Source organism: Streptomyces sp. NPDC020489 (genome assembly GCF_044386545.1).
GTDB lineage: Bacteria > Actinomycetota > Actinomycetes > Streptomycetales > Streptomycetaceae > Streptomyces.
The window spans coordinates 223751-242067 of sequence record NZ_JBIRUZ010000007.1 but is presented as its reverse complement, the minus strand read 5'-3'; the positions used below and the strand labels follow the sequence as shown (position 1 = coordinate 242067).

Sequence of the window (18317 nt, the reverse complement as noted above, 5' to 3'; positions counted from 1 at the left end):
CGTCGATCCCATGGTGTGCCGGGCGCCGTAAGGTGTCAACCGCTGTGGATAACCCGCCGACGGGGTGTGCGGCGGGGAGGGCGTGAGTACCGTTCCCGTGCGAACGCCGCAAGACGCGTGCGGGCGGGGTGGCACCCGCGGCCGGCGCAGCGGCCGGGACATCGGGAAACGGGGCGGAATGGACGCGAACGACACAGGTTCGGGCGGTCGGCAGGGGCCGGCCGACGGACCGGCGGCGCCGGAGGGCGGCGCCGGGTCGCGCTCCGGCCTGCCAGCGCCCGAGCCACCGACCGGCGCGGTTCCACCGTCGTACGAGCGCCTCTCGACCCCGACTCCCCCGCGGCCGCCCCACGACCCCGGCGCCGAACCCCGCACCGGGGTGGCCGCGCTCTCGCTGGGCTATCAGATCGTGGCCGCGCTCGCGCTGGCGATCGTGGCGGTCACCGTCTGCGTCCATCTCGGCATGACGTTCCTGCACGTCGCGCCGGCCAACGCGGTCACCAAGCAGCACGGCCGGGCCATCGACGACTGGATCTACCCGGAGTTCGAGCAGAACTGGAAGCTGTTCGCGCCGAACCCGTTGCAGCAGAACATCGCCGTCCAGGTGCGCGCCCAGGTGCTTGCCGCGGACGGCACGGTGCGCACCACCGGGTGGTACGACCTGTCCGCCGAGGACGGCCGGGCCATCGACGGCAATCCGCTGCCCAGCCACACCCAGCAGAACGAGCTGCGCCGCGCGTGGGACTTCTTCGTCGCCACCCACGGCTCCGACAACCGCCCCGTGGGGCTGCGCGGCGCCCTGTCCGAGACGTATCTGCGCCGCATCGTGATGATGCGGCTGGACCGGGACGGCGCCGCCGGGTCCGACGGCAGCGTCGAGCGGGTGCAGGTGCGCTCCAGCACCACCAACGTGCCGCCGCCGAGATGGAGCCAGGAGCAGGTCTCCGACAAGCCGGTCCACCGCGAACTGCCCTGGTGGTCGGTCACGCCGGCCGACCTGCCCGGAGGTGGCCGGTGAACCGCTTGGCCCTGTCCCTGTCGACCGGTATCGCCCGGGTCACCGGTTCGGCGCTCGGCCCGTACCAGAGCGCCGTGGTCCGGATCGGCTTCAGCGCCACCTGGCTGCTGTTCCTGTTGCGCGAGCTGCCGCACCGCCACGAGCTGTACGGGCCCGACGGACCGTGGAGCTGGGACCTCGCCGAGCAGCTGATCGCGGGCAACGGCGCCTTCACGGCGCTGATGTGGTCCGACGGCCGGGTGTGGTTCGAGATCGTCTACGCTCTCGCCGTCCTGTCCAGTGCCCTGCTGCTGCTGGGCTGGCGGACCCGGACGCTGTCGGTGCTCTTCATGGTCGGCGTGCTCTCGTTGCAGAACCGCTCCATCTTCATGGGCGACGGGGGCGACAACGTCCTGCACCTGATGTGCGTGTACCTCGTCTTCACGCGCTGCGGCCAGGTCTGGTCGCTGGACGCCCGCAGGCAGCGGCGCGAGCGGGAGGCACGCGCGCGTGGGGAGTGGGTCACGGACCGGACCGGGCCCGTGCTGTGGGTCGTGCTCGGCCTGGCGCTCGTCGCGGTGACGGGCTCGGGCCGGCTGCTGGAGGGCGATGTGTTCGTCCCCGCGCTGCTGTGGGGCGTGTGGTCGGCCCTCGGCGTGCGGTGGGCGGTGGGGCGGTTCGCGCGCTCGGACCAGCCGCGGATCCTGCTCGACGTGATCACCGACATCGTGCACAACGGCGCGCTGCTGGTGATCATGGCCGAGGCCTGTCTGATCTACGCGACGGCCGGCTGGTACAAGATCCAGGGCTCGCGCTGGCAGGACGGCACCGCCGTCTACTACCCCCTGCACCTGGACTACTTCTCGCCGTGGCCCGCGCTCGCCGACGCGCTGTCCGCCGGCGCCACCATGGTGCTGCTGGTGACCTACGGGACGGTCCTCGTCCAGGTCGCCTTCCCGTTCGCCCTGTTCAACCGGCGGGTCAAGAACGTCCTGCTGGCGGTCATGATGACCGAGCACGCGGTGATCGCGGTCGTGCTCGGGCTGCCCTTCTTCTCGCTGGCCATGATCGCCGCCGACGCGGTCTTCCTGCCGACGCCGTTCCTGCGCCGCCTCGGCGAACGAGCCGCACGCGTGCGTGGCCGCCTCAGGCGGGGGCGGGGGGACCGGGTGCCGGTCCCGGAGCCGCGCGCAGCCGAGAGCGCCGAGGAGACGCACGTAGGCTTCACCGCATGAACGACCCCGCCGGACCGTGGCACCGGCTCGCCGACCGCTGCGTCCTGCTCGACGGCTTCCACGCCCTCAAGCACGCGGTGCGCTTCGGGGCCGAGATCCCGGTCGCGGTCACCACCGACCGGGCCGCCGCCCTCGCCCTGGCCGCCGAACTCGCCCCGGACGTCACCGCGGCCCTGGACGCGCTGCTGAGGCAGGTCCCGGAGCCGACGTACGCCTCGCTGGTGCCGCGCCCGCACCCGACCGCGGTCGCCGCGCTGGCCGTACGGCCCTCCCGCGCGGACCATCTGGAGCGGCTGGCCCGGATGCCGCGCACCGCCCCGGTCGTCGTCCTGGACCAGCCGCGCAACCTCGGCAACGCCGGGGCCGTGATCCGGCTGGCGGCGGGCTTCGGGGCGACCGGTGTGGTCACCACCGGCACGCTCGACCCCTGGCACCCGACGGTCGTGCGCGGCGGGGCCGGACTGCACTTCGCGACCGCCGTGGAGCGGCTGTCCGTCGACGAGCTGCCGCCGGGTCCGGTGTTCGCCTTCGACGCGGAGGGCGACGACATCCGGGCCGTCGAGCTCCCGGACGACGCCGTCCTCGCCTTCGGGTCGGAACGCAGCGGGCTCTCCGCCGACCTGCGCGCGCGGGCCGACCATCTGCTGTCCCTGCCGATGCGCCCCCAGGTCTCCAGCTACAACCTCGCCACGAGCGTGGCGATGACGCTGTACCACTGGAGCGCGACGGGCTTCCAGGGCGGCCGCCCTGCGCCACGGGCGGCCTCTGGGACGGCCACCGTGCGTCGGGCCGGCCCGCTCGGGGCCGGCCCTCGCTCCTAGGACTCCCGGCGTACCTCGACCACCCGGAAGCGGTTCGCCACGAACGCCCCGTCGCACAGCGCGGCGTTCGCCGCCGGGTTGCCGCCCGAGCCGTGGAAGTCGGAGAAGGCGGCCGTCTGGTTGACGTACACCCCGCCCGTGAGGTTCAGCGACAACTGGGCCGCCTCCTCCAGGCAGGCCTCCTGCACCAGGCGCTCGACGTCCTCGTCGGTGGTGTACGCGCCGACGGTCATCGCGCCCTTCTCACGGATGGTGCGCCGCAGCAGCTCCACGGCGTCGGCCGAGGAGTCGACGGCGACCGCGAAGGAGACCGGGCCGAAGCACTCGCTCATGTAGGCGGCCTCGGCGTCCGGCTTGGCCCCGTCGAGCTTGACGATGACCGGGGTGCGCACGACCGCGTCCGGGAACTCCGGGTTGGCGATCTCCCGGGACGCGAGGGCGACTTCGCCGAGCCCGGAGGCGGCCTCCAGGCGGGCCTTGACGTCCGGGTTGACGATCGCGCCGAGCAGGGCGTTCGCGCGCGCGTCGTCGCCGAGCAGGCCGTCGACCGAGCGGGCGAGGTCGGTGACGACCTCGTCGAAGGTGCGGGGGCCGTCCTCGGTGCGGATGCCGTCACGGGGGATCAGGAGGTTCTGCGGGGTCGTGCACATCTGGCCGCTGTACAGCGACAGCGAGAAGGCCAGGTTGGAGAGCATGCCCTTGTAGTTCGACGTCGAGTCCACGAGCACCGTGTTGACGCCGGCCTTCTCGGTGTAGACCTGCGCCTGGCGGGCGTTGGCCTCGAGCCAGTCACCGAACTCCGTGGAGCCGGTGTAGTCGATGATCCGGATCTCCGGGCGGGTGGCGAGGGTCTTGGCGATGCCCTCGCCCGGGCGCTCGGCGGCCAGCGCGACCAGGTTGGGGTCGAAGCCGGCCTGGCCGAGGACCTCGCGCGCCACCTGGACGGTGAGCGCGAGCGGCAGCGCCGCGCGCGGGTGGGGCTTGACCAGGACGGCGTTGCCGGTGGCCAGGGAGGCGAACAGGCCCGGGTAGCCGTTCCAGGTCGGGAAGGTGTTGCAGCCGATGACCAGGCCGATCCCGCGCGGGACGGGCGTGAACTGCTTGGTGAGCGCCAGCGGGTCGCGCTTGCCCTGCGGCTTGGTCCACTCCGCGGTGTCGGGGGTGCGGGCCTGCTCCACGTACGCGTACGCCACCGCCTCCAGGCCGCGGTCCTGCGCGTGCGGGCCGCCGGCCTGGAACGCCATCATGAAGGCCTGGCCGGAGGTGTGCATGACCGCGTGCGCGAACTCGTGGGTCCGGTCGCTGATCCGCTTGAGGATCTCCAGGCAGACCACCGCGCGCATCTCCGCGCCCGCGTCCCGCCAGGCCTTCTGGCCCGCCTTCATGGCGGGCAGGAGCACGTCGACGTCCGCGTGCGGGTACTCGACGCCCAGTTCGATGCCGTACGGCGACGTCTCGCCGCCCACCCAGCCGTCCGTGCCGGGCTGGCCGAGGTCGAGGCGGGTGCCCAGCAGGGCGTCGAAGGCCGCCTTGCCCGCGGCCGCGTCCAGGCTGCCGTTCTCGCCGTAGGCCTTCGGGTGCTCCGGGTGCGGCGACCAGTACGCGCGCGTACGGATCGCTTCCAGCGCCTGGTCGAGGGTGGGCCGGTGCTGGGCGATCAGCTCGTGTGCGGTCAGTTCGGCGGCGGCCATGCGGGACCAACTCCTCGTCTTGTGAACTCTTCGTCGAGCTCATGACCTGGGCGAAACATGGGCAGAAACAGGCAGTCGGAGTTAGAGTAACCGAACGATCGGTCGGGACAAGGGGGTCCGCCGCATCTGTGGAAAACCCCGTGCGGGAGGATCGCGCACATGACAGCACTCGACCTCAGCAGCCCCGTGGCCGTCGTCGGCACCGGCACCATGGGTCAGGGCATCGCCCAGGTCGCTCTGGTCGCCGGGCACCCCGTACGGCTCTACGACGCCGTCCCCGGGCGGGCCCGGGACGCGGCCGACGCGATCGGCGCCCGGCTCGACCGGCTCGTCGAGAAGGACCGCCTCACCCGCGCCGACCGGGACGCGGCGCGCGCGCGTCTGACGGCCGCCGAGAGCCTCGCCGACCTCGCGGACTGCGCCCTGGTGGTCGAGGCCGTCCTGGAGCGGCTGGACGTCAAGCAGGAGCTGTTCCGGGAGCTGGAGGACGTCGTGGACGAGGACTGTCTCCTCGCCACCAACACCTCCTCGCTGTCGGTGACCGCCATCGGCGGCGCCCTGCGCAACCCGGGCCGCTTCGTGGGCCTGCACTTCTTCAACCCCGCCCCGCTGCTGCCGCTGGTCGAGGTCGTCTCCGGGTTCGCCAGCGACGTCACCTCGGCCACGCGCGCGTACGAGACGGCACGCGCCTGGGGCAAGACCCCGGTCGCCTGCGCCGACACCCCCGGTTTCATCGTCAACCGCATCGCCCGCCCCTTCTACGCCGAGGCGTTCGCGGTCTACGAGGCCCAGGGCGCCGACCCCGCGACCATCGACGCGGTGCTGCGCGAGTCCGGTGGCTTCAAGATGGGCGCCTTCGAACTCACCGACCTGATCGGGCAGGACGTCAACGAGTCCGTGACGCACTCGGTCTGGCAGTCCTTCTTCCAGGACGTCCGCTTCGCGCCCTCGCTCGCCCAGCGGCGGCTGGTGGAGTCGGGCCGCCTCGGCCGCAAGAGCGGACACGGCTGGTACGACCACGGCCCCGACGCCGAGGCCGCCGAGCCGCACACCGCGGAACCGGCGCAGGCGCCCGCGTACGTCGTCACCGAGGGCGACCTGGGCCCCGCCTCCGAGCTGCTCGCCCTGATCCGCGAGGCGGGCATCCCGGTGCGCGAGGACGACGAGGACCACGGCACCCGGCTGGTGCTGCCGAGCGGCGGCCAGCTGGCGCTCGCCGACGGCCAGACCTCGGTGGAGTTCCGTGACGTCGTCTACTTCGACCTCGCGCTCGACTACCGGCGCGCGACCCGGATCGCCCTGTCCGCCTCCCAGGACACCGCCCCGCAGACCCTCAGCGAGGCGATCGGCCTCTTCCAGGCGCTCGGCAAGGACGTCAGCGTCATCGGCGACGTGCCCGGCATGATCGTCGCCCGCACGGTCGCCCGGATCATCGACCTCGCGCACGACGCGGTCGCCAAGGGCGTGGCCACGGAGGAGGACGTCGACACCGCGATGCGGCTCGGCGTCAACTACCCGCTGGGGCCCTTCGAGTGGAGCCGCAAGCTCGGCCGCAACTGGGCCTACTCGCTCCTCGACGATCTCCACCTGCGCGACCCCTCCGGGCGGTACGCGCCCTCCCTCGCGCTGTACCGCCACGCGTACGCCACCGACAAGAGGGAGGGCAGCACCTCATGACCACCGCCAAGCGCGACACGTACACCCCCGAGACGCTGCTGTCCGTCGCCGTCCAGGTCTTCATCGAGCGCGGCTACGACGGCACGTCCATGGAGCACCTGTCCAAGGCGGCCGGCATCTCCAAGTCCTCGATCTACCACCATGTGACGGGCAAGGAGGAACTGCTGCGCCGGGCCGTCAGCCGTGCCCTCGACGGCCTCTTCGGCATCCTCGACGAGGAGCACGCGCGCGTGGGGAACGCCGCCGGGCGCCTGGAGTACGTCGTGCGCCGCATGGTCGAGGTCCTCATCGCCGAGCTGCCCTACGTCACCCTGCTGCTGCGGGTGCGCGGCAACACCGGCACCGAGCGCTGGGCCCTGGAACGGCGCCGCGACTTCGACCACCGGGTAGCCGAGCTGCTGAAGGCGGCGGCCGCCGAGGGGGACGTGCGCGGGGACGTGGAGGTGCGGCTCGCGACCCGGCTGGTCTTCGGGATGATCAACTCGATCGTGGAGTGGTACCGGCCGGACGCGCGCGGGATGAGCGAGCGCGAGGTGGCGGACGCGGTGGCGCAGTTGGTGTTCTCGGGCTTGCGCAGGAAGGGTCCGGCCGACTGAGGTCCGGCCCCTGCGGCCCGCCGGCTCCCGTTCGGCTCCCGCCGGTGCCGCCGGTCCGCTCGGCCGTCGCCCCCTCGGGGCCCCTTCACCCCTGCGGCTTCACGTCCTCCTCCTCGAACACCAGCAGGGTGCGGGAGCTGAGGACCTCCGGGATCGCCTGGAGGCGGGTGAGGACCAGTTCGCGCAGGGACCGGTTGTCCGGGGTGTGGACCAGGAGCAGCACGTCGAAGTCACCGCCCACCAGGGCGATGTGGGAGGCGCCGGGGAGCTGTCTGAGCTGCTCGCGGACGGTGCGCCAGGAGTTCTGGACGATCTTCAGGGTGATGTACGCCGAGGTGCCCTGACCCGCGCGTTCGTGGTTGACGCGGGCGCCGAAACCGCGGATGACGCCGTCCTCGATGAGACGGTTGATGCGGGCGTAGGCGTTCGCCCGGGAGACGTGGACGCGTTCGGCGACGGACCGTATCGACGCGCGGCCGTCCACCTGGAGCATCTGCAGGATGTCCTGATCGATGGCGTCGAGCGGGCGCGGTGGCGGCAGAGGGGTGCCGCCCTCCCGGCTTTCGGCCATTTGTTCAGGTGCCATGTCCCCCCGCCTCCCTACCATGGACGTACTGCGTTCATTGCAGGCTGTGCAGAACCGTTTGTCCACAGCCTGAGGGTGCCTGTAGCCAAAATGTGCCGACGACCGAACAATCGGTAGGTGAGGCGCATCACAACCCGTGACGCGTCGGAAGCCGCTCCCACGAGGAGGTGCCGTCATGACGGTCATGGAGCAGCGGGGCGCGTACCGGCCATCGCCGCCGCCCGCCTGGCAGCCCCGTACCGACCCCGCGCCGCTGCTGCCCGACGCGGAGCCGTACCGCGTCCTCGGCACGGAGGCCGCGGGCAAGGCCGACCCCGGCCTGCTGCGCCGCCTCTACGCCGAACTGGTGCGCGGCCGTCGGTACAACGCGCAGGCCACCGCACTGACCAAGCAGGGCCGGCTCGCCGTCTACCCCTCCAGCACCGGCCAGGAGGCGTGCGAGATTGCCGCCGCGCTGGTGCTCGAGGAGCGCGACTGGCTCTTCCCCAGCTACCGCGACACCCTCGCCGCCGTCGCCCGGGGCCTGGATCCCGTCCAGGCGCTGACCCTGCTGCGCGGGGACTGGCACACCGGGTACGACCCGCGCGAGCACCGCGTGGCCCCCCTGTGCACCCCGCTCGCCACCCAGCTCCCGCACGCCGTGGGCCTCGCGCACGCCGCCCGCCTCAAGGGCGACGACGTGGTCGCGCTCGCCATGGTCGGCGACGGCGGCACCAGCGAGGGCGACTTCCACGAGGCACTGAACTTCGCCGCGGTGTGGCAGGCGCCGGTGGTCTTCCTGGTTCAGAACAACGGCTTCGCGATCTCCGTCCCGCTCGCCAAGCAGACCGCGGCACCGTCGCTGGCCCACAAGGCCGTCGGCTACGGGATGCCGGGCCGCCTGGTCGACGGCAACGACGCGGCCGCCGTGCACGAGGTCCTCGCCGACGCCGTACGACGCGCCCGTGAGGGCGGTGGTCCCACCCTGGTCGAGGCCATCACCTACCGCGTCGAGGCCCACACCAACGCCGACGACGCGACCCGCTACCGCGGTGACGCGGAGGTCGAGACCTGGCGGCAGCACGACCCGATCACGCTCCTGGAGCACGAGCTCACCGCGCGCGGGCTCCTCGACGAGGACGGCATCCAGGCCGCCCGGGACGCCGCCGAGGCCATGGCCGCCGACCTGCGCGCGCACATGAACCAGGACCCGGCGCTCGACCCGATGGACCTGTTCGACCACGTCTACGCCGAGCAGACCGAGCAACTGCGCGAGCAGCGGGCCCAGTTGCAGGCGGAGCTCGAAGCCGAGGGGGAGACTCCATGACCACCGTCGCGGTGAAGCCCGCCACCATGGCGCAGGCCCTCACGCGCGCGATGCGCGACGCGATGGCCGCCGACCCGACCGTGCACGTCATGGGCGAGGACGTCGGCACCCTCGGCGGCGTCTTCCGCGTCACCGACGGCCTCGCCAAGGAGTTCGGCGAGGACCGCTGCACCGACACCCCGCTCGCCGAGGCAGGCATCCTCGGCACCGCGGTCGGCATGGCGATGTACGGACTGCGGCCGGTCGTGGAGATGCAGTTCGACGCGTTCGCCTACCCCGCGTTCGAGCAGCTCATCAGCCATGTCGCGCGGATGCGCAACCGCACGCGCGGCGCGATGCCGCTGCCGATCACCGTCCGCGTCCCCTACGGCGGCGGCATCGGCGGCGTCGAGCACCACAGCGACTCCTCCGAGGCGTACTACATGGCGACCCCGGGCCTCCATGTCGTCACGCCCGCGACCGTCGCCGACGCGTACGGCCTGCTGCGCGCCTCCATCGCCTCCGACGACCCGGTGGTGTTCCTCGAACCCAAGCGGCTGTACTGGTCGAAGGACTCCTGGAACCCGGAGCACCCCACCGACGTGGAGCCGATCGGCCGTGCGGTGGTGCGCCGCTCGGGGCGGAGCGCCACCCTCATCACGTACGGGCCGTCCGTACCCGTCTGCCTCGAAGCCGCCGAGGCGGCGCAGGCGGAGGGCTGGGACCTCGAGGTCGTCGACCTGCGCTCGCTGGTGCCGTTCGACGACGAGACGGTCTGCGCGTCGGTACGACGGACCGGGCGCGCGGTCGTCGTGCACGAGTCGGGCGGGTTCGGCGGGCCGGGCGGGGAGATCGCGGCCCGTGTCACGGAGCGCTGCTTCCATCACCTGGAGGCGCCGGTGCTGCGCGTGGCCGGGTTCGACATCCCCTACCCGCCGCCGATGCTGGAGCGTCACCACCTGCCCGGCGTGGACCGGATCCTGGACGCCGTGGGGCGACTTCAGTGGGAGGCCGAGGGCTGATGGCACAGGTGCTGGAGTTCAAGCTCCCCGACCTCGGGGAGGGGCTCACCGAGGCGGAGATCGTGCGCTGGCTGGTGGAGGTCGGCGACGTGGTCGCCGTGGACCAGCCGGTCGTCGAGGTCGAGACGGCCAAGGCGATGGTCGAGGTGCCGTGTCCCTACGGCGGTGTCGTCACGGCCCGGTACGGCGAGGAGGGCACGGAACTGCCCGTGGGGGCGCCGTTGATCACGGTGGCGGTCGGGGCGCCGGTCGCGAGCGGGTCCGCGGGGGGTGCGGCCTCCGCTGAAGGTGCCGCCGGTTCCGCTGAAGGCGCCGTAGGGAAGAGCGAGGGCTCCGGGAACGTCCTGGTGGGGTACGGCACGTCCGAGGCGCCCGCGCGGCGGCGCAGGGTGCGCCCGGCGCAGGGGAAGCCCGCGGCGCCCTCCGCGTCCCCCGAGGCCCCGGCACCCGCTGCGAACGGGCGGTCCGTGGTCCGCGAGATCGTGGAGGGGCCGGTCCCCGTGATCTCGCCCCTGGTGCGCAGGCTGGCCCGCGAGAACGGCCTCGATCTGCGGGAGCTGACCGGATCAGGGCCGGACGGGCTGATCCTGCGGGCCGACGTCGAGTACGCGCTGCGCGCGGCCGCCGCCCAGGAGCGCACCACACCCGTGCCGGCCGTCACCGAGACCGCCGCCGCCGTGGCCGCCGGGGGTGTGCGGACCCCCCTCAAGGGCATCCGCGGTGCCGTCGCCGACAAGCTCTCGCGCAGCCGGCGCGAGATTCCCGACGCGACCTGCTGGGTGGACGCCGACGCGACGGAGCTCATGCGCGCGCGGACCGCGATGAACGCGGCCGGCGGTCCGAAGATCTCCCTGCTCGCCCTTCTGGCCCGTATCTGCACGGCCGCCCTCGCCCGCTTCCCCGAGCTCAACTCCACGGTGGACCTGGCGGCCAGGGAGGTCGTCCAGTTCGACCAGGTGCACATCGGGTTCGCCGCGCAGACCGAGCGGGGGCTCGTGGTGCCGGTGGTCCGGGACGCGCACGCGCGTGACGCCGAGGCGCTGACCGCGGAGTTCGCGCGGCTGACCGAGGCGGCCCGCACCGGGAGCCTGACGCCGGGTGACCTCACCGGGGGGACCTTCACGCTGAACAACTACGGGGTTTTCGGCGTCGACGGCTCCACGCCGATCATCAACCACCCCGAGGCCGCGATGCTCGGCGTCGGCCGCATCATCCCCAAGCCGTGGGTGCACGAGGGCGAGCTGGCGGTGCGGCAGGTGGTCCAGCTGTCGCTCACCTTCGACCACCGGGTCTGCGACGGTGGTACGGCGGGTGGCTTCCTGCGGTACGTGGCGGACTGCGTGGAACAGCCGGCGGTGCTGCTGCGGACGCTGTGAGAGCGGACCGGACCCTGGGCATGCGCGGCCGGGTCCGGTACCGGTTCCGGTTCCGGTTCCGGTTCCGGTGAATCGAGGGGAAGGGCTTCGGCGCGGGGGCGGGTGCGGGTGCGTGGGGCGGGTTTCGGCGCTGGTCCGCTGCCGGGAGAGCGGGTGGTCAGGGTCCGTTAGAGGGGCCGGTCCCCCGGGGGTACGGGCGGGGCCGACGGTTGGCCCGGGGAAGGGCCGGTCTCCGGGGATGGGCCGGATGCCGGGCCCCGGCAAGGTCCTGGCTCCGGCAAGGTCCTGGCCCCGCCAACGGGTCGGACTCGGGTGAAGGGCCTGTCCGGTCGGGCGATTCGGGCGCTCTGAGCGCACGGCCGCCCCGCGTGGCCTCGCCCTCTGATCGCACCCCCTCCCCTGCGTTCCCTGTGATCGCCACGGCACGCATACTCGGGGGGTGACCGCTTACGACGTCGTCGTGCTCGCCGGGGGGGCCGCCCGGCGGCTCGGCGGTGCGGACAAACCCGGGGTGCGGGTGGGCGGCCGGGCGCTGCTGGACCGGGTGCTGGCGGCCTGTGCCGACGCCCGGACGACCGTCGTCGTCGCCGACCCCCGGCCCACCGCGCGCCCCGTGACCTGGGCGCGTGAGGACCCGCCCGGCGGTGGTCCGTTGGCCGCGCTGGGCGCCGGGCTCGACCACACCACGGCACCGGACGTCGTCGTACTCTCCGCCGACCTGCCCTTCCTCGCGGCGGACACCGTCCGGCACCTGCTGACCGCCCTGCGCACGACCGGCGCCGAAGGGGCGCTGCTCGCCGATGCCGAGGGCCGCGACCAGCCGCTCGTGGCGGCGTACCGTGCGTCCGCCCTGCGCCGCGAGCTGGCCGCGCTCACCGCCGGGCAGGCCGCGGCACCGGCCGACCAGGCCACGGCACGCACCACCCCAGAAACCCCCGCCCCCGAATCGGGCCGCCACGCGGTCGTCGGAACGGATCCCACATCCGCCGCCTCTCCGGCCAGGGTCCCCGATCACACAGGTCTCTCCGGCCTCCCCCTCCGTCGCCTCACCGCAAGCCTGCACCTCACTCGGGTCCCGGACCCCGTCGCGTCCTTCGACTGCGACACCTGGGACGACATCGCCACCGCCAGGGCACGTATCAGGGAGCATGGGCACGTGTTGGATGAATGGATTTCCGCAGTCAAGGACGAGCTGGGCATCGATCTCGACGTCGACACCGGCGCCTTGCTCGACCTCGCGCGCGACGCCGCCCACAACGTGGCCAGGCCGGCGGCCCCGCTGACCACGTTCCTTGTCGGTTACGCGGCCGCACAGGCCGGGGGAGGTCCGGAGCAGGTGGCCGAACTCGCCCGCAGGGCGGCCGCCCTCGCGCTCGGCTGGTCCGAGGAGTCCGCACCGGACGCCCCCGCCGCCCCCGAGGCTGCCGCCGCCCCCGTCGCCCCCGAGGCCCCGGACGTCCCCGGCGCCAAGCCCGGTACGGACGCCGGATGACCCCCCGGACCGGTGCGGACGCCAAGGACGCCGAGGACGCCAGGGACGTCAGGATCGCCAGGGGCGCCGAGGATCTGGACGTAGAGGAGGTGCTCGCCCTCGTGAACGGCGACAACGGCCGCGCCTCCGCCGACCGCGCCTCCGCCAACCACGCACCCGCCGACCGCGCGCCCGCCCCACCCCCCGGCGCCCCCCGACCCGCTGCCGACCACCAGGCGACCGCCTGGCCCGAGGCCCGCGACCTCGCCGGACGTGCCGCCCGCGGCGGGGCGCGCCGGGCCCCCGTCTCCGTCCCCCTGGACGCCGCCCTCGGCCTCACCCTGGCCGCCCCTCTCACCGCCCTCACCGACCTGCCCTCCTTCGACACCTCCGCGATGGACGGCTGGGCGGTCGCCGGGCCGGGTCCCTGGGACGTCCGGGAGGAGGGTGTGCTGGCCGGGCACGCGGAACCGCGGCCGCTCAGTGACGGTGAGGCCGTGCGGATCGCCACCGGCGCCAGGATCCCCCTGGACACCACCGCGGTCCTGCGCAGTGAGCACGGCCGTACGGACACCCAGGGCCGGCTGCACGCCACCCGCGAGACCAGGCACGGCCAGGACATCCGCCCCCGGGGGCAAGAGTGCCGCAGCGGTGACCAGCTCCTGCCCGTCGGCACCCTCGTGACCCCGGCCGCCCTCGGGCTCGCCGCGGCCGCCGGGTACGACACGCTCACCGCGGTCCCCCGGCCCCGCGTGGACGTCCTCGTCCTCGGTGACGAGTTGCTCACCGAGGGCCGCCCGCACGACGGGCTCATCCGTGACGCGCTCGGCCCGATGCTGCCGCCCTGGCTGCGCGCACTGGGCGCCGAGGTGATCGCCGTCCGGCGGCTCGGGGACGATGCCCAGGCCCTGCACAAGGCGATCACCGCCTCCGACGCCGACCTGATCGTCACCACCGGCGGCACGGCGGCGGGCCCCGTCGACCATGTCCACCCCACCCTGAAGCGGATCGGTGCCGAACTCCTCGTCAACGGCGTCAAGGTGCGCCCCGGCCACCCCATGCTGCTGGCCCGCGTCAAGGACAACCAGCACCTCGTCGGACTGCCGGGCAACCCCCTCGCCGCCGTCTCCGGTCTGCTGACGCTCGCCGAACCGCTGCTGCGGACGCTCGCGGCCCGCCCCGCCCTGGAGCCGTACACCCTCCCCCTGCGGGAGGAAGCGCACGGGCATCCGTACGACACCCGGCTCATCCCCGTCGCCCTGCGCGGTGACAGTGCCCTCCCGCTGCGCTACAACGGCCCGGCGATGCTGCGCGGGATCGCGGCGGCGGACGCGCTGGCGGTCGTACCCCCCGGTGGCGCCCGGGCCGGTCAGGAGCTCGAACTGCTCGACCTGCCCTGGGCGTCGGCGGGAATCGAGGTGTGTTTCACGTGAAACTTCCGGGCCATGACGCGATCGCCCGTCAGGCGGACGAACATCTCGTGACCCATCGGGTGAAACTCCCGCGGAAGGTCGTGGAGCACCCGTTCCGGCAGGTGGCCAGGCGGGTCATCATGGCGCTGATGCTGCTGGTCGGCACCGCGCTGATCGTCTATGCCGATCGCCGTGGCTACAACGACAACTCCGACGGTTCGGTCGACCTTCTCGACGCGTTCTACTACGCGACCGTCACCCTTTCGACCACCGGCTACGGCGACATCACCCCGGTCAGCGACGCCGCCCGGTTCATCAACATCTTCGTCATCACGCCCATGCGAGTGCTGTTCCTGATCATCCTGGTCGGCACCACGCTCGAGGTCCTCACCGAACGCACCCGGGAGGAATGGCGCCTGAACCGCTGGAGGTCCGCCTTGCGCGAGCACACCGTCGTCATCGGGTTCGGCACGAAGGGGCGTTCGGCCATCCAGACCGTGTGTGCGACGGGGCTGAAGAAGGAGCAGGTCGTGGTGGTCGACCCCAGCTCCAAGGTGATCGACGCGGCCACGGCCGAGGGGTACGCGGGGATCGTCGGGGACGCCACGCGCAGCGAGGTGCTCAAGCGGGCCGAGGTGCACAAGGCCCGGAAGATCATCATCGCGACGCAGCGCGACGACACGGCGGTCCTGGTGACGCTGACGGCCCGGCAGCTCAACAAGAGCGCCAAGATCGTGGCCGCGGTGCGTGAGGAGGAGAACGCGCCGCTGCTGAAGCAGTCCGGCGCGGACGCGGTCATCACGAGTGCCAGCGCGGCCGGCCGGCTCCTCGGACTGTCGGTGCTGAGTCCCGCCGCCGGCATGGTGATGGAGGACCTCATCCAGCAGGGCAGCGGGCTCGACATCGTCGAACGGCCGGTCATAAAGGCCGAGGTGGGCAGGAGGCCGCGGGACACGGAGGACCTGGTGGTGAGCATCGTCCGCGGACACCGGGTGCTCGGCTACGACGATCCGGCCGTCGGATCACTGGAGTTGACGGACCGGCTGATCACCATCGTGCGGGCGACGCCGGGCTCGCAGATCGCGCCCGACGTGCGCCCGCTGCCGCAGGACTGAGCGCTACTTGCGGTTGTAGAGCCGCATCGTGATCGGCCCGAAGACCGCGACGAACAGGCCCGACCACCCCAACGACCAGGCGATCTCGTCGGCGGGCCAGTCACCGGCCATGAGCCCGCGGACGGCCGAGGACAGATGGGTGATCGGACTGTTGTTGACGAAGGCCTGGAGCCATCCCGGCATGGTCCTCGGGTCGACGAAGACGTTGGACAGGAAGGTCAGCGGGAAGATCACCATCATGCTGACGCCCATCACCGACTTCTCGGTGCGCAGCATCAGCCCGAACATGGTCCAGATCCACGAGAACGCGAACGAAAACACCACCAGCAGCGCGATCCCGGCGAGGACGCCGCCGACCCCGCCGTGGGGGCGGTACCCGAGGATCATGCCGACGGTGAGCATCACGACGGACGCGATGGTGTAGCGCAGGGCGTCGCCCAGCAGATAGCCGACCATGGTCGACGGCCGCCAGATGGGCAGGGACCGGAAGCGGTCGAAGACGCCCTTCTCGATGTCGGTGTTCACCGAGACGCCGGTGTACATCGTGATCATCACGACCGACATCACCAGGATGCCCGGCAGCAGGAACTGGATGTACTCCTTAGGGGACCCGGCCAGGGCGCCCCCGAACAGGTACGTGTACATCAGCACCATCATGATCGGGAACGCCGTGACGTCGAAGAGCTGCTCCGGCACGTGCTTGATCTTCAGGACGGCCCGCCAGCCGAAGGTCAGCGAGGCCGACAGGGCGCTGGGCCGCGGCGGCCGCTCCCCGGTGACGAGCAGCGCGGCGAGTGACTCGGCGCTGACGGGGGCGAGGTCCTTGGCCTCGGTCTGTGTCACGGTGCTCATGCCGTCACCTCGTCCTTCGCGTGCTGCGTGTCGGTCGTGTCGTCGCGCGTGTCATGTCCGGTGAGGGCGAGGAACACCTCGTCCAGGCTGGGCTGGCCCAGCGAGAAGTTGTCGACCGTGATGCCGCTGCGGGACAGCTCGGCGAGCGCGCGGGAGGCCTGCTCGGCCGCGGAGTCGCTGGTCGTGCCGCCGAGCCGGGCGGTCAGCGCGACCGGGTCGGGCTCCAGCTGTACGTCCGTGTCGAGGGCCAGGCGCAGTACCTGTTCGGCCTCGGGCCGCCGCGCCGGGTCGCGCAGCCGCAGATGGACGGACCCGGCGCCGACGGACGCCTTCAGCTCGCCCTTGGTGCCCTCGGCGATCACCTTGCCGCGGTCGATGACGGCGATCCGGGACGCGAGCTGGTCGGCCTCGTCCAGGTACTGCGTGGTCAGCAGCACGGTGGTGCCCTGGGCGACGACCGCGCGCACGATGTCCCAGACCTGGTTGCGGCTGCGCGGGTCCAGGCCGGTCGTCGGCTCGTCGAGGAACAGCAGGTCGGGCGTGTTGAGGATGGAGGCGGCGATGTCGATACGGCGCCGCATGCCGCCCGAGTAGTGCTTGACCTGCTTGGCCGCCGCGTCCGTGAGCCCGAAGGCCTCCAGGAGCTGTGCGGCGCGTTCGCGTGCGGGCTTCTTGTGGTGGCCGAGGAGACGGGCAAGCAGGATCAGGTTCTCGGCGCCGGTGAGGTCCTCGTCGACGGAGGCGTACTGACCGGTCAGACTCACCCGGCCGCGCACCTCGTCGGCCTCTCGGACGACGTCGTGGCCGAAGACATGAGCCTGGCCGGCGTCGGGGCGCAGGAGGGTGGCGAGCATCTTCACGGTGGTCGTCTTGCCGGCGCCGTTCGGGCCGAGGACGCCGTAGACCGTGCCGGCCGGGACGGAGAGGTCCACTCCGTCGACGGCCCGGGTCTCGCCGAACGTCTTCACCAGTCCCGCCGTCTCGATGGCCAGGCCGGAGGTGTGCTGGCTCATGGTCGGGTTTCCTTCCGCGTGCTGGGGCCTACGCGTGCATGGGCTACGTAGGGTGAGACCTTTGCCGTCGCTCGAACTCATCGGTTCCGCACAGGGATTTCCGAGTGGATCCGCCCCCTGACCGGCGTCCGCTCCGTCCGACGACCGAGGGGGCCGCGACCGGGGACGGAGGAGTAGCGTCGCCTCATGCGTGCGATCACGATTCCCGAACCTGGTGGGCCCGAGTCGCTGGTGTGGAGCGAGGTCCCCGATCCGGTGCCCGGCGAGGGCGAGGTGCTGGTCGAGGTGGTGGCCAGTGCGGTCAACCGGGCCGACATCCTGCAACGCCAGGGCTTCTACGACCCGCCGCCCGGCTCCAGCCCGTATCCCGGCCTGGAGTGCTCCGGCCGCGTCGCCGAGATCGGGCCCGGGGTCTCCGGCTGGGCCGTCGGCGACGAGGTGTGCGCGCTGCTGTCCGGCGGGGGGTACGCCGAGAAGGTCGTCGTGCCGGCCGGTCAGCTGCTGCCGGTGCCCAAGGGGGTCGACCTGAGGCAGGCGGCCGCACTGCCCGAGGTCACCTGCACGGTCTGGTCGAACGTCTTCATGATCTCCCACCTGCGCCCCGGCGAGACCCTGCTGGTGCACGGCGGCTCCAGCGGCATCGGCACGATGGCGATCCAGCTCGCCAAGGCCGTCGGCGCGAAGGTCGCGGTCACGGCGGGCACCAAGGAGAAGCTGGCGCACTGCGCGGACCTGGGCGCGGACGTGCTGATCAACTACCGGGAGCAGGACTTCGTGGCCGAGGTGAAGCAGGCCACGGGCGGTGCCGGGGCCGACGTCATCCTCGACAACATGGGCGCGAAATACCTTGACCGCAATGTGCGGGCCCTCGCCGTCAACGGGCGCCTGGCGATCATCGGCATGCAGGGCGGCGTCAAGGGCGAACTGAACATCTCGACCCTGCTGACCAAGCGGGCCGCGATCAGCGCGACCTCGCTGCGCGCCCGCCCGCTGACCGAGAAGACGACGATCGTCGCGGCGGTCCGCGAGCATGTCTGGCCGCTCCTGGACGGCGGTCACATCCGCCCGGTCGTCGACCGGGAGATCCCGATGAGCGACGCGGCGACGGCCCACCGGGTGGTGGAGGAGAGCGGGCACGTGGGGAAGGTGCTGCTGGTCGTGGAGTAGC

Annotated in this window: 16 protein-coding genes; 12 read left to right on the top strand and 4 right to left on the bottom strand. The window is 72.5% G+C overall.

Translation table 11 applies throughout. The features are described from left to right. Positions 1–178 precede the first annotated feature (178 nt). From ACH41F_RS20815 to ACH41F_RS20805, 3 genes are read left to right on the top strand one after another with little or no spacing between them, the layout of a single operon-like run. On the top strand, positions 179–1018 hold the full coding sequence (locus ACH41F_RS20815; RefSeq protein ID WP_391233398.1) for a DUF5819 family protein: 840 nt from the start codon (positions 179–181) through the stop codon (positions 1016–1018). Next, on the top strand, positions 1015–2232 hold the full coding sequence (locus ACH41F_RS20810; RefSeq protein WP_391233396.1) for an HTTM domain-containing protein: 1218 nt from the start codon (positions 1015–1017) through the stop codon (positions 2230–2232). The genes ACH41F_RS20815 and ACH41F_RS20810 overlap by 4 nt, the downstream gene beginning before the upstream one ends. After that, entirely contained in the window at positions 2229–3053 is an 825-nt protein-coding gene (locus ACH41F_RS20805) for a TrmH family RNA methyltransferase (protein ID WP_391233394.1), read from the top strand. The genes ACH41F_RS20810 and ACH41F_RS20805 overlap by 4 nt, the downstream gene beginning before the upstream one ends. On the opposite strand, the gene paaN is transcribed toward ACH41F_RS20805, so the two are convergent. Next, entirely contained in the window at positions 3050–4744 is a 1695-nt protein-coding gene (gene paaN, locus ACH41F_RS20800; protein ID WP_391233391.1) for a phenylacetic acid degradation protein PaaN, read from the bottom strand. The two genes, ACH41F_RS20805 and paaN, sit on opposite strands and share 4 nt — an antisense overlap. Positions 4745–4903: 159 nt before the next feature. On the opposite strand from paaN, the gene ACH41F_RS20795 reads away from it, so the two are divergent. Both ACH41F_RS20795 and ACH41F_RS20790 read left to right on the top strand, forming a co-directional pair. Next, positions 4904–6421 (top strand): 3-hydroxyacyl-CoA dehydrogenase, encoded by a 1518-nt coding sequence (locus tag ACH41F_RS20795; RefSeq protein WP_391233389.1) that lies wholly within the window; start codon positions 4904–4906, stop codon positions 6419–6421. After that, complete coding sequence (locus ACH41F_RS20790) at positions 6418–7017, top strand: TetR family transcriptional regulator (RefSeq protein ID WP_391233387.1); 600 nt, start codon at positions 6418–6420, stop codon at positions 7015–7017. Before ACH41F_RS20795 ends, ACH41F_RS20790 begins: the two co-directional genes overlap by 4 nt. An 85-nt stretch (positions 7018–7102) precedes the next feature. Here ACH41F_RS20790 and ACH41F_RS20785 read toward each other — a convergent pair whose 3' ends face one another. Continuing rightward, positions 7103–7588 (bottom strand): Lrp/AsnC family transcriptional regulator, encoded by a 486-nt coding sequence (locus ACH41F_RS20785; RefSeq protein WP_398837046.1) that lies wholly within the window; start codon positions 7586–7588, stop codon positions 7103–7105. 190 nt (positions 7589–7778) lie between these two features. On the opposite strand from ACH41F_RS20785, the gene pdhA reads away from it, so the two are divergent. The 6 genes from pdhA (at position 7779) to ACH41F_RS20755 (ending at position 15284) form a co-directional block, all read left to right on the top strand. Beyond that, positions 7779–8909 carry a pyruvate dehydrogenase (acetyl-transferring) E1 component subunit alpha gene (gene pdhA / locus ACH41F_RS20780; RefSeq protein WP_391233385.1) on the top strand — a complete coding sequence of 377 codons (1131 nt, stop codon included), beginning with the start codon at positions 7779–7781 and terminating at the stop codon, positions 8907–8909. After that, positions 8906–9910 (top strand): transketolase C-terminal domain-containing protein, encoded by a 1005-nt coding sequence (locus ACH41F_RS20775; RefSeq protein ID WP_391233383.1) that lies wholly within the window; start codon positions 8906–8908, stop codon positions 9908–9910. Before pdhA ends, ACH41F_RS20775 begins: the two co-directional genes overlap by 4 nt. Beyond that, positions 9910–11286 (top strand): 2-oxo acid dehydrogenase subunit E2, encoded by a 1377-nt coding sequence (locus ACH41F_RS20770; RefSeq protein WP_391233381.1) that lies wholly within the window; start codon positions 9910–9912, stop codon positions 11284–11286. The genes ACH41F_RS20775 and ACH41F_RS20770 overlap by 1 nt, the downstream gene beginning before the upstream one ends. 439 nt (positions 11287–11725) lie before the next feature. Further along, the gene (locus ACH41F_RS20765) at positions 11726–12778 is read left to right on the top strand and encodes an NTP transferase domain-containing protein (protein WP_391233379.1); all 1053 of its coding nucleotides are present in this window, start codon (positions 11726–11728) and stop codon (positions 12776–12778) included. Further along, positions 12775–14190, top strand: a complete 1416-nt coding sequence (locus tag ACH41F_RS20760; RefSeq protein WP_398836866.1) for a molybdopterin molybdotransferase MoeA — start codon at positions 12775–12777, stop codon at positions 14188–14190. The genes ACH41F_RS20765 and ACH41F_RS20760 overlap by 4 nt, the downstream gene beginning before the upstream one ends. After that, positions 14187–15284: an NAD-binding protein gene (locus ACH41F_RS20755; protein WP_391233375.1), complete on the top strand. Its 1098-nt coding sequence runs from the start codon at positions 14187–14189 to the stop codon at positions 15282–15284. Before ACH41F_RS20760 ends, ACH41F_RS20755 begins: the two co-directional genes overlap by 4 nt. Positions 15285–15287: 3 nt before the next feature. On the opposite strand, the gene ACH41F_RS20750 is transcribed toward ACH41F_RS20755, so the two are convergent. Together ACH41F_RS20750 and ACH41F_RS20745 are read right to left on the bottom strand one after the other, a co-directional pair. Beyond that, positions 15288–16136 (bottom strand): ABC transporter permease, encoded by an 849-nt coding sequence (locus ACH41F_RS20750; RefSeq protein ID WP_391233373.1) that lies wholly within the window; start codon positions 16134–16136, stop codon positions 15288–15290. Further along, positions 16133–17149, bottom strand: coding sequence for an ATP-binding cassette domain-containing protein (locus ACH41F_RS20745; protein ID WP_391233371.1), 1017 nt, complete (start codon positions 17147–17149; stop codon positions 16133–16135). Before ACH41F_RS20745 ends, ACH41F_RS20750 begins: the two co-directional genes overlap by 4 nt. A 186-nt stretch (positions 17150–17335) precedes the next feature. On the opposite strand from ACH41F_RS20745, the gene ACH41F_RS20740 reads away from it, so the two are divergent. Further along, positions 17336–18316, top strand: coding sequence for a zinc-binding dehydrogenase (locus ACH41F_RS20740; protein WP_391233369.1), 981 nt, complete (start codon positions 17336–17338; stop codon positions 18314–18316). Position 18317: the final 1 nt, after the last annotated feature.

What these genes read in the sequence shown, in the direction of transcription:
- ACH41F_RS20815 (WP_391233398.1), top strand. Translation starts at nt 179, where the DNA reads ATGGACGCGAACGACACAGGTTCGGGCGGTCGGCAGGGGCCGGCCGAC.
- ACH41F_RS20805 (WP_391233394.1), top strand. Translation starts at nt 2,229, where the DNA reads ATGAACGACCCCGCCGGACCGTGGCACCGGCTCGCCGACCGCTGCGTC.
- paaN (WP_391233391.1), bottom strand. Translation starts at nt 4,744, where the DNA reads ATGGCCGCCGCCGAACTGACCGCACACGAGCTGATCGCCCAGCACCGG.
- ACH41F_RS20795 (WP_391233389.1), top strand. Translation starts at nt 4,904, where the DNA reads ATGACAGCACTCGACCTCAGCAGCCCCGTGGCCGTCGTCGGCACCGGC.
- ACH41F_RS20790 (WP_391233387.1), top strand. Translation starts at nt 6,418, where the DNA reads ATGACCACCGCCAAGCGCGACACGTACACCCCCGAGACGCTGCTGTCC.
- ACH41F_RS20785 (WP_398837046.1), bottom strand. Translation starts at nt 7,588, where the DNA reads ATGGCCGAAAGCCGGGAGGGCGGCACCCCTCTGCCGCCACCGCGCCCG.
- pdhA (WP_391233385.1), top strand. Translation starts at nt 7,779, where the DNA reads ATGACGGTCATGGAGCAGCGGGGCGCGTACCGGCCATCGCCGCCGCCC.
- ACH41F_RS20775 (WP_391233383.1), top strand. Translation starts at nt 8,906, where the DNA reads ATGACCACCGTCGCGGTGAAGCCCGCCACCATGGCGCAGGCCCTCACG.
- ACH41F_RS20770 (WP_391233381.1), top strand. Translation starts at nt 9,910, where the DNA reads ATGGCACAGGTGCTGGAGTTCAAGCTCCCCGACCTCGGGGAGGGGCTC.
- ACH41F_RS20760 (WP_398836866.1), top strand. Translation starts at nt 12,775, where the DNA reads ATGACCCCCCGGACCGGTGCGGACGCCAAGGACGCCGAGGACGCCAGG.
- ACH41F_RS20750 (WP_391233373.1), bottom strand. Translation starts at nt 16,136, where the DNA reads ATGAGCACCGTGACACAGACCGAGGCCAAGGACCTCGCCCCCGTCAGC.
- ACH41F_RS20745 (WP_391233371.1), bottom strand. Translation starts at nt 17,149, where the DNA reads ATGAGCCAGCACACCTCCGGCCTGGCCATCGAGACGGCGGGACTGGTG.
- ACH41F_RS20740 (WP_391233369.1), top strand. Translation starts at nt 17,336, where the DNA reads ATGCGTGCGATCACGATTCCCGAACCTGGTGGGCCCGAGTCGCTGGTG.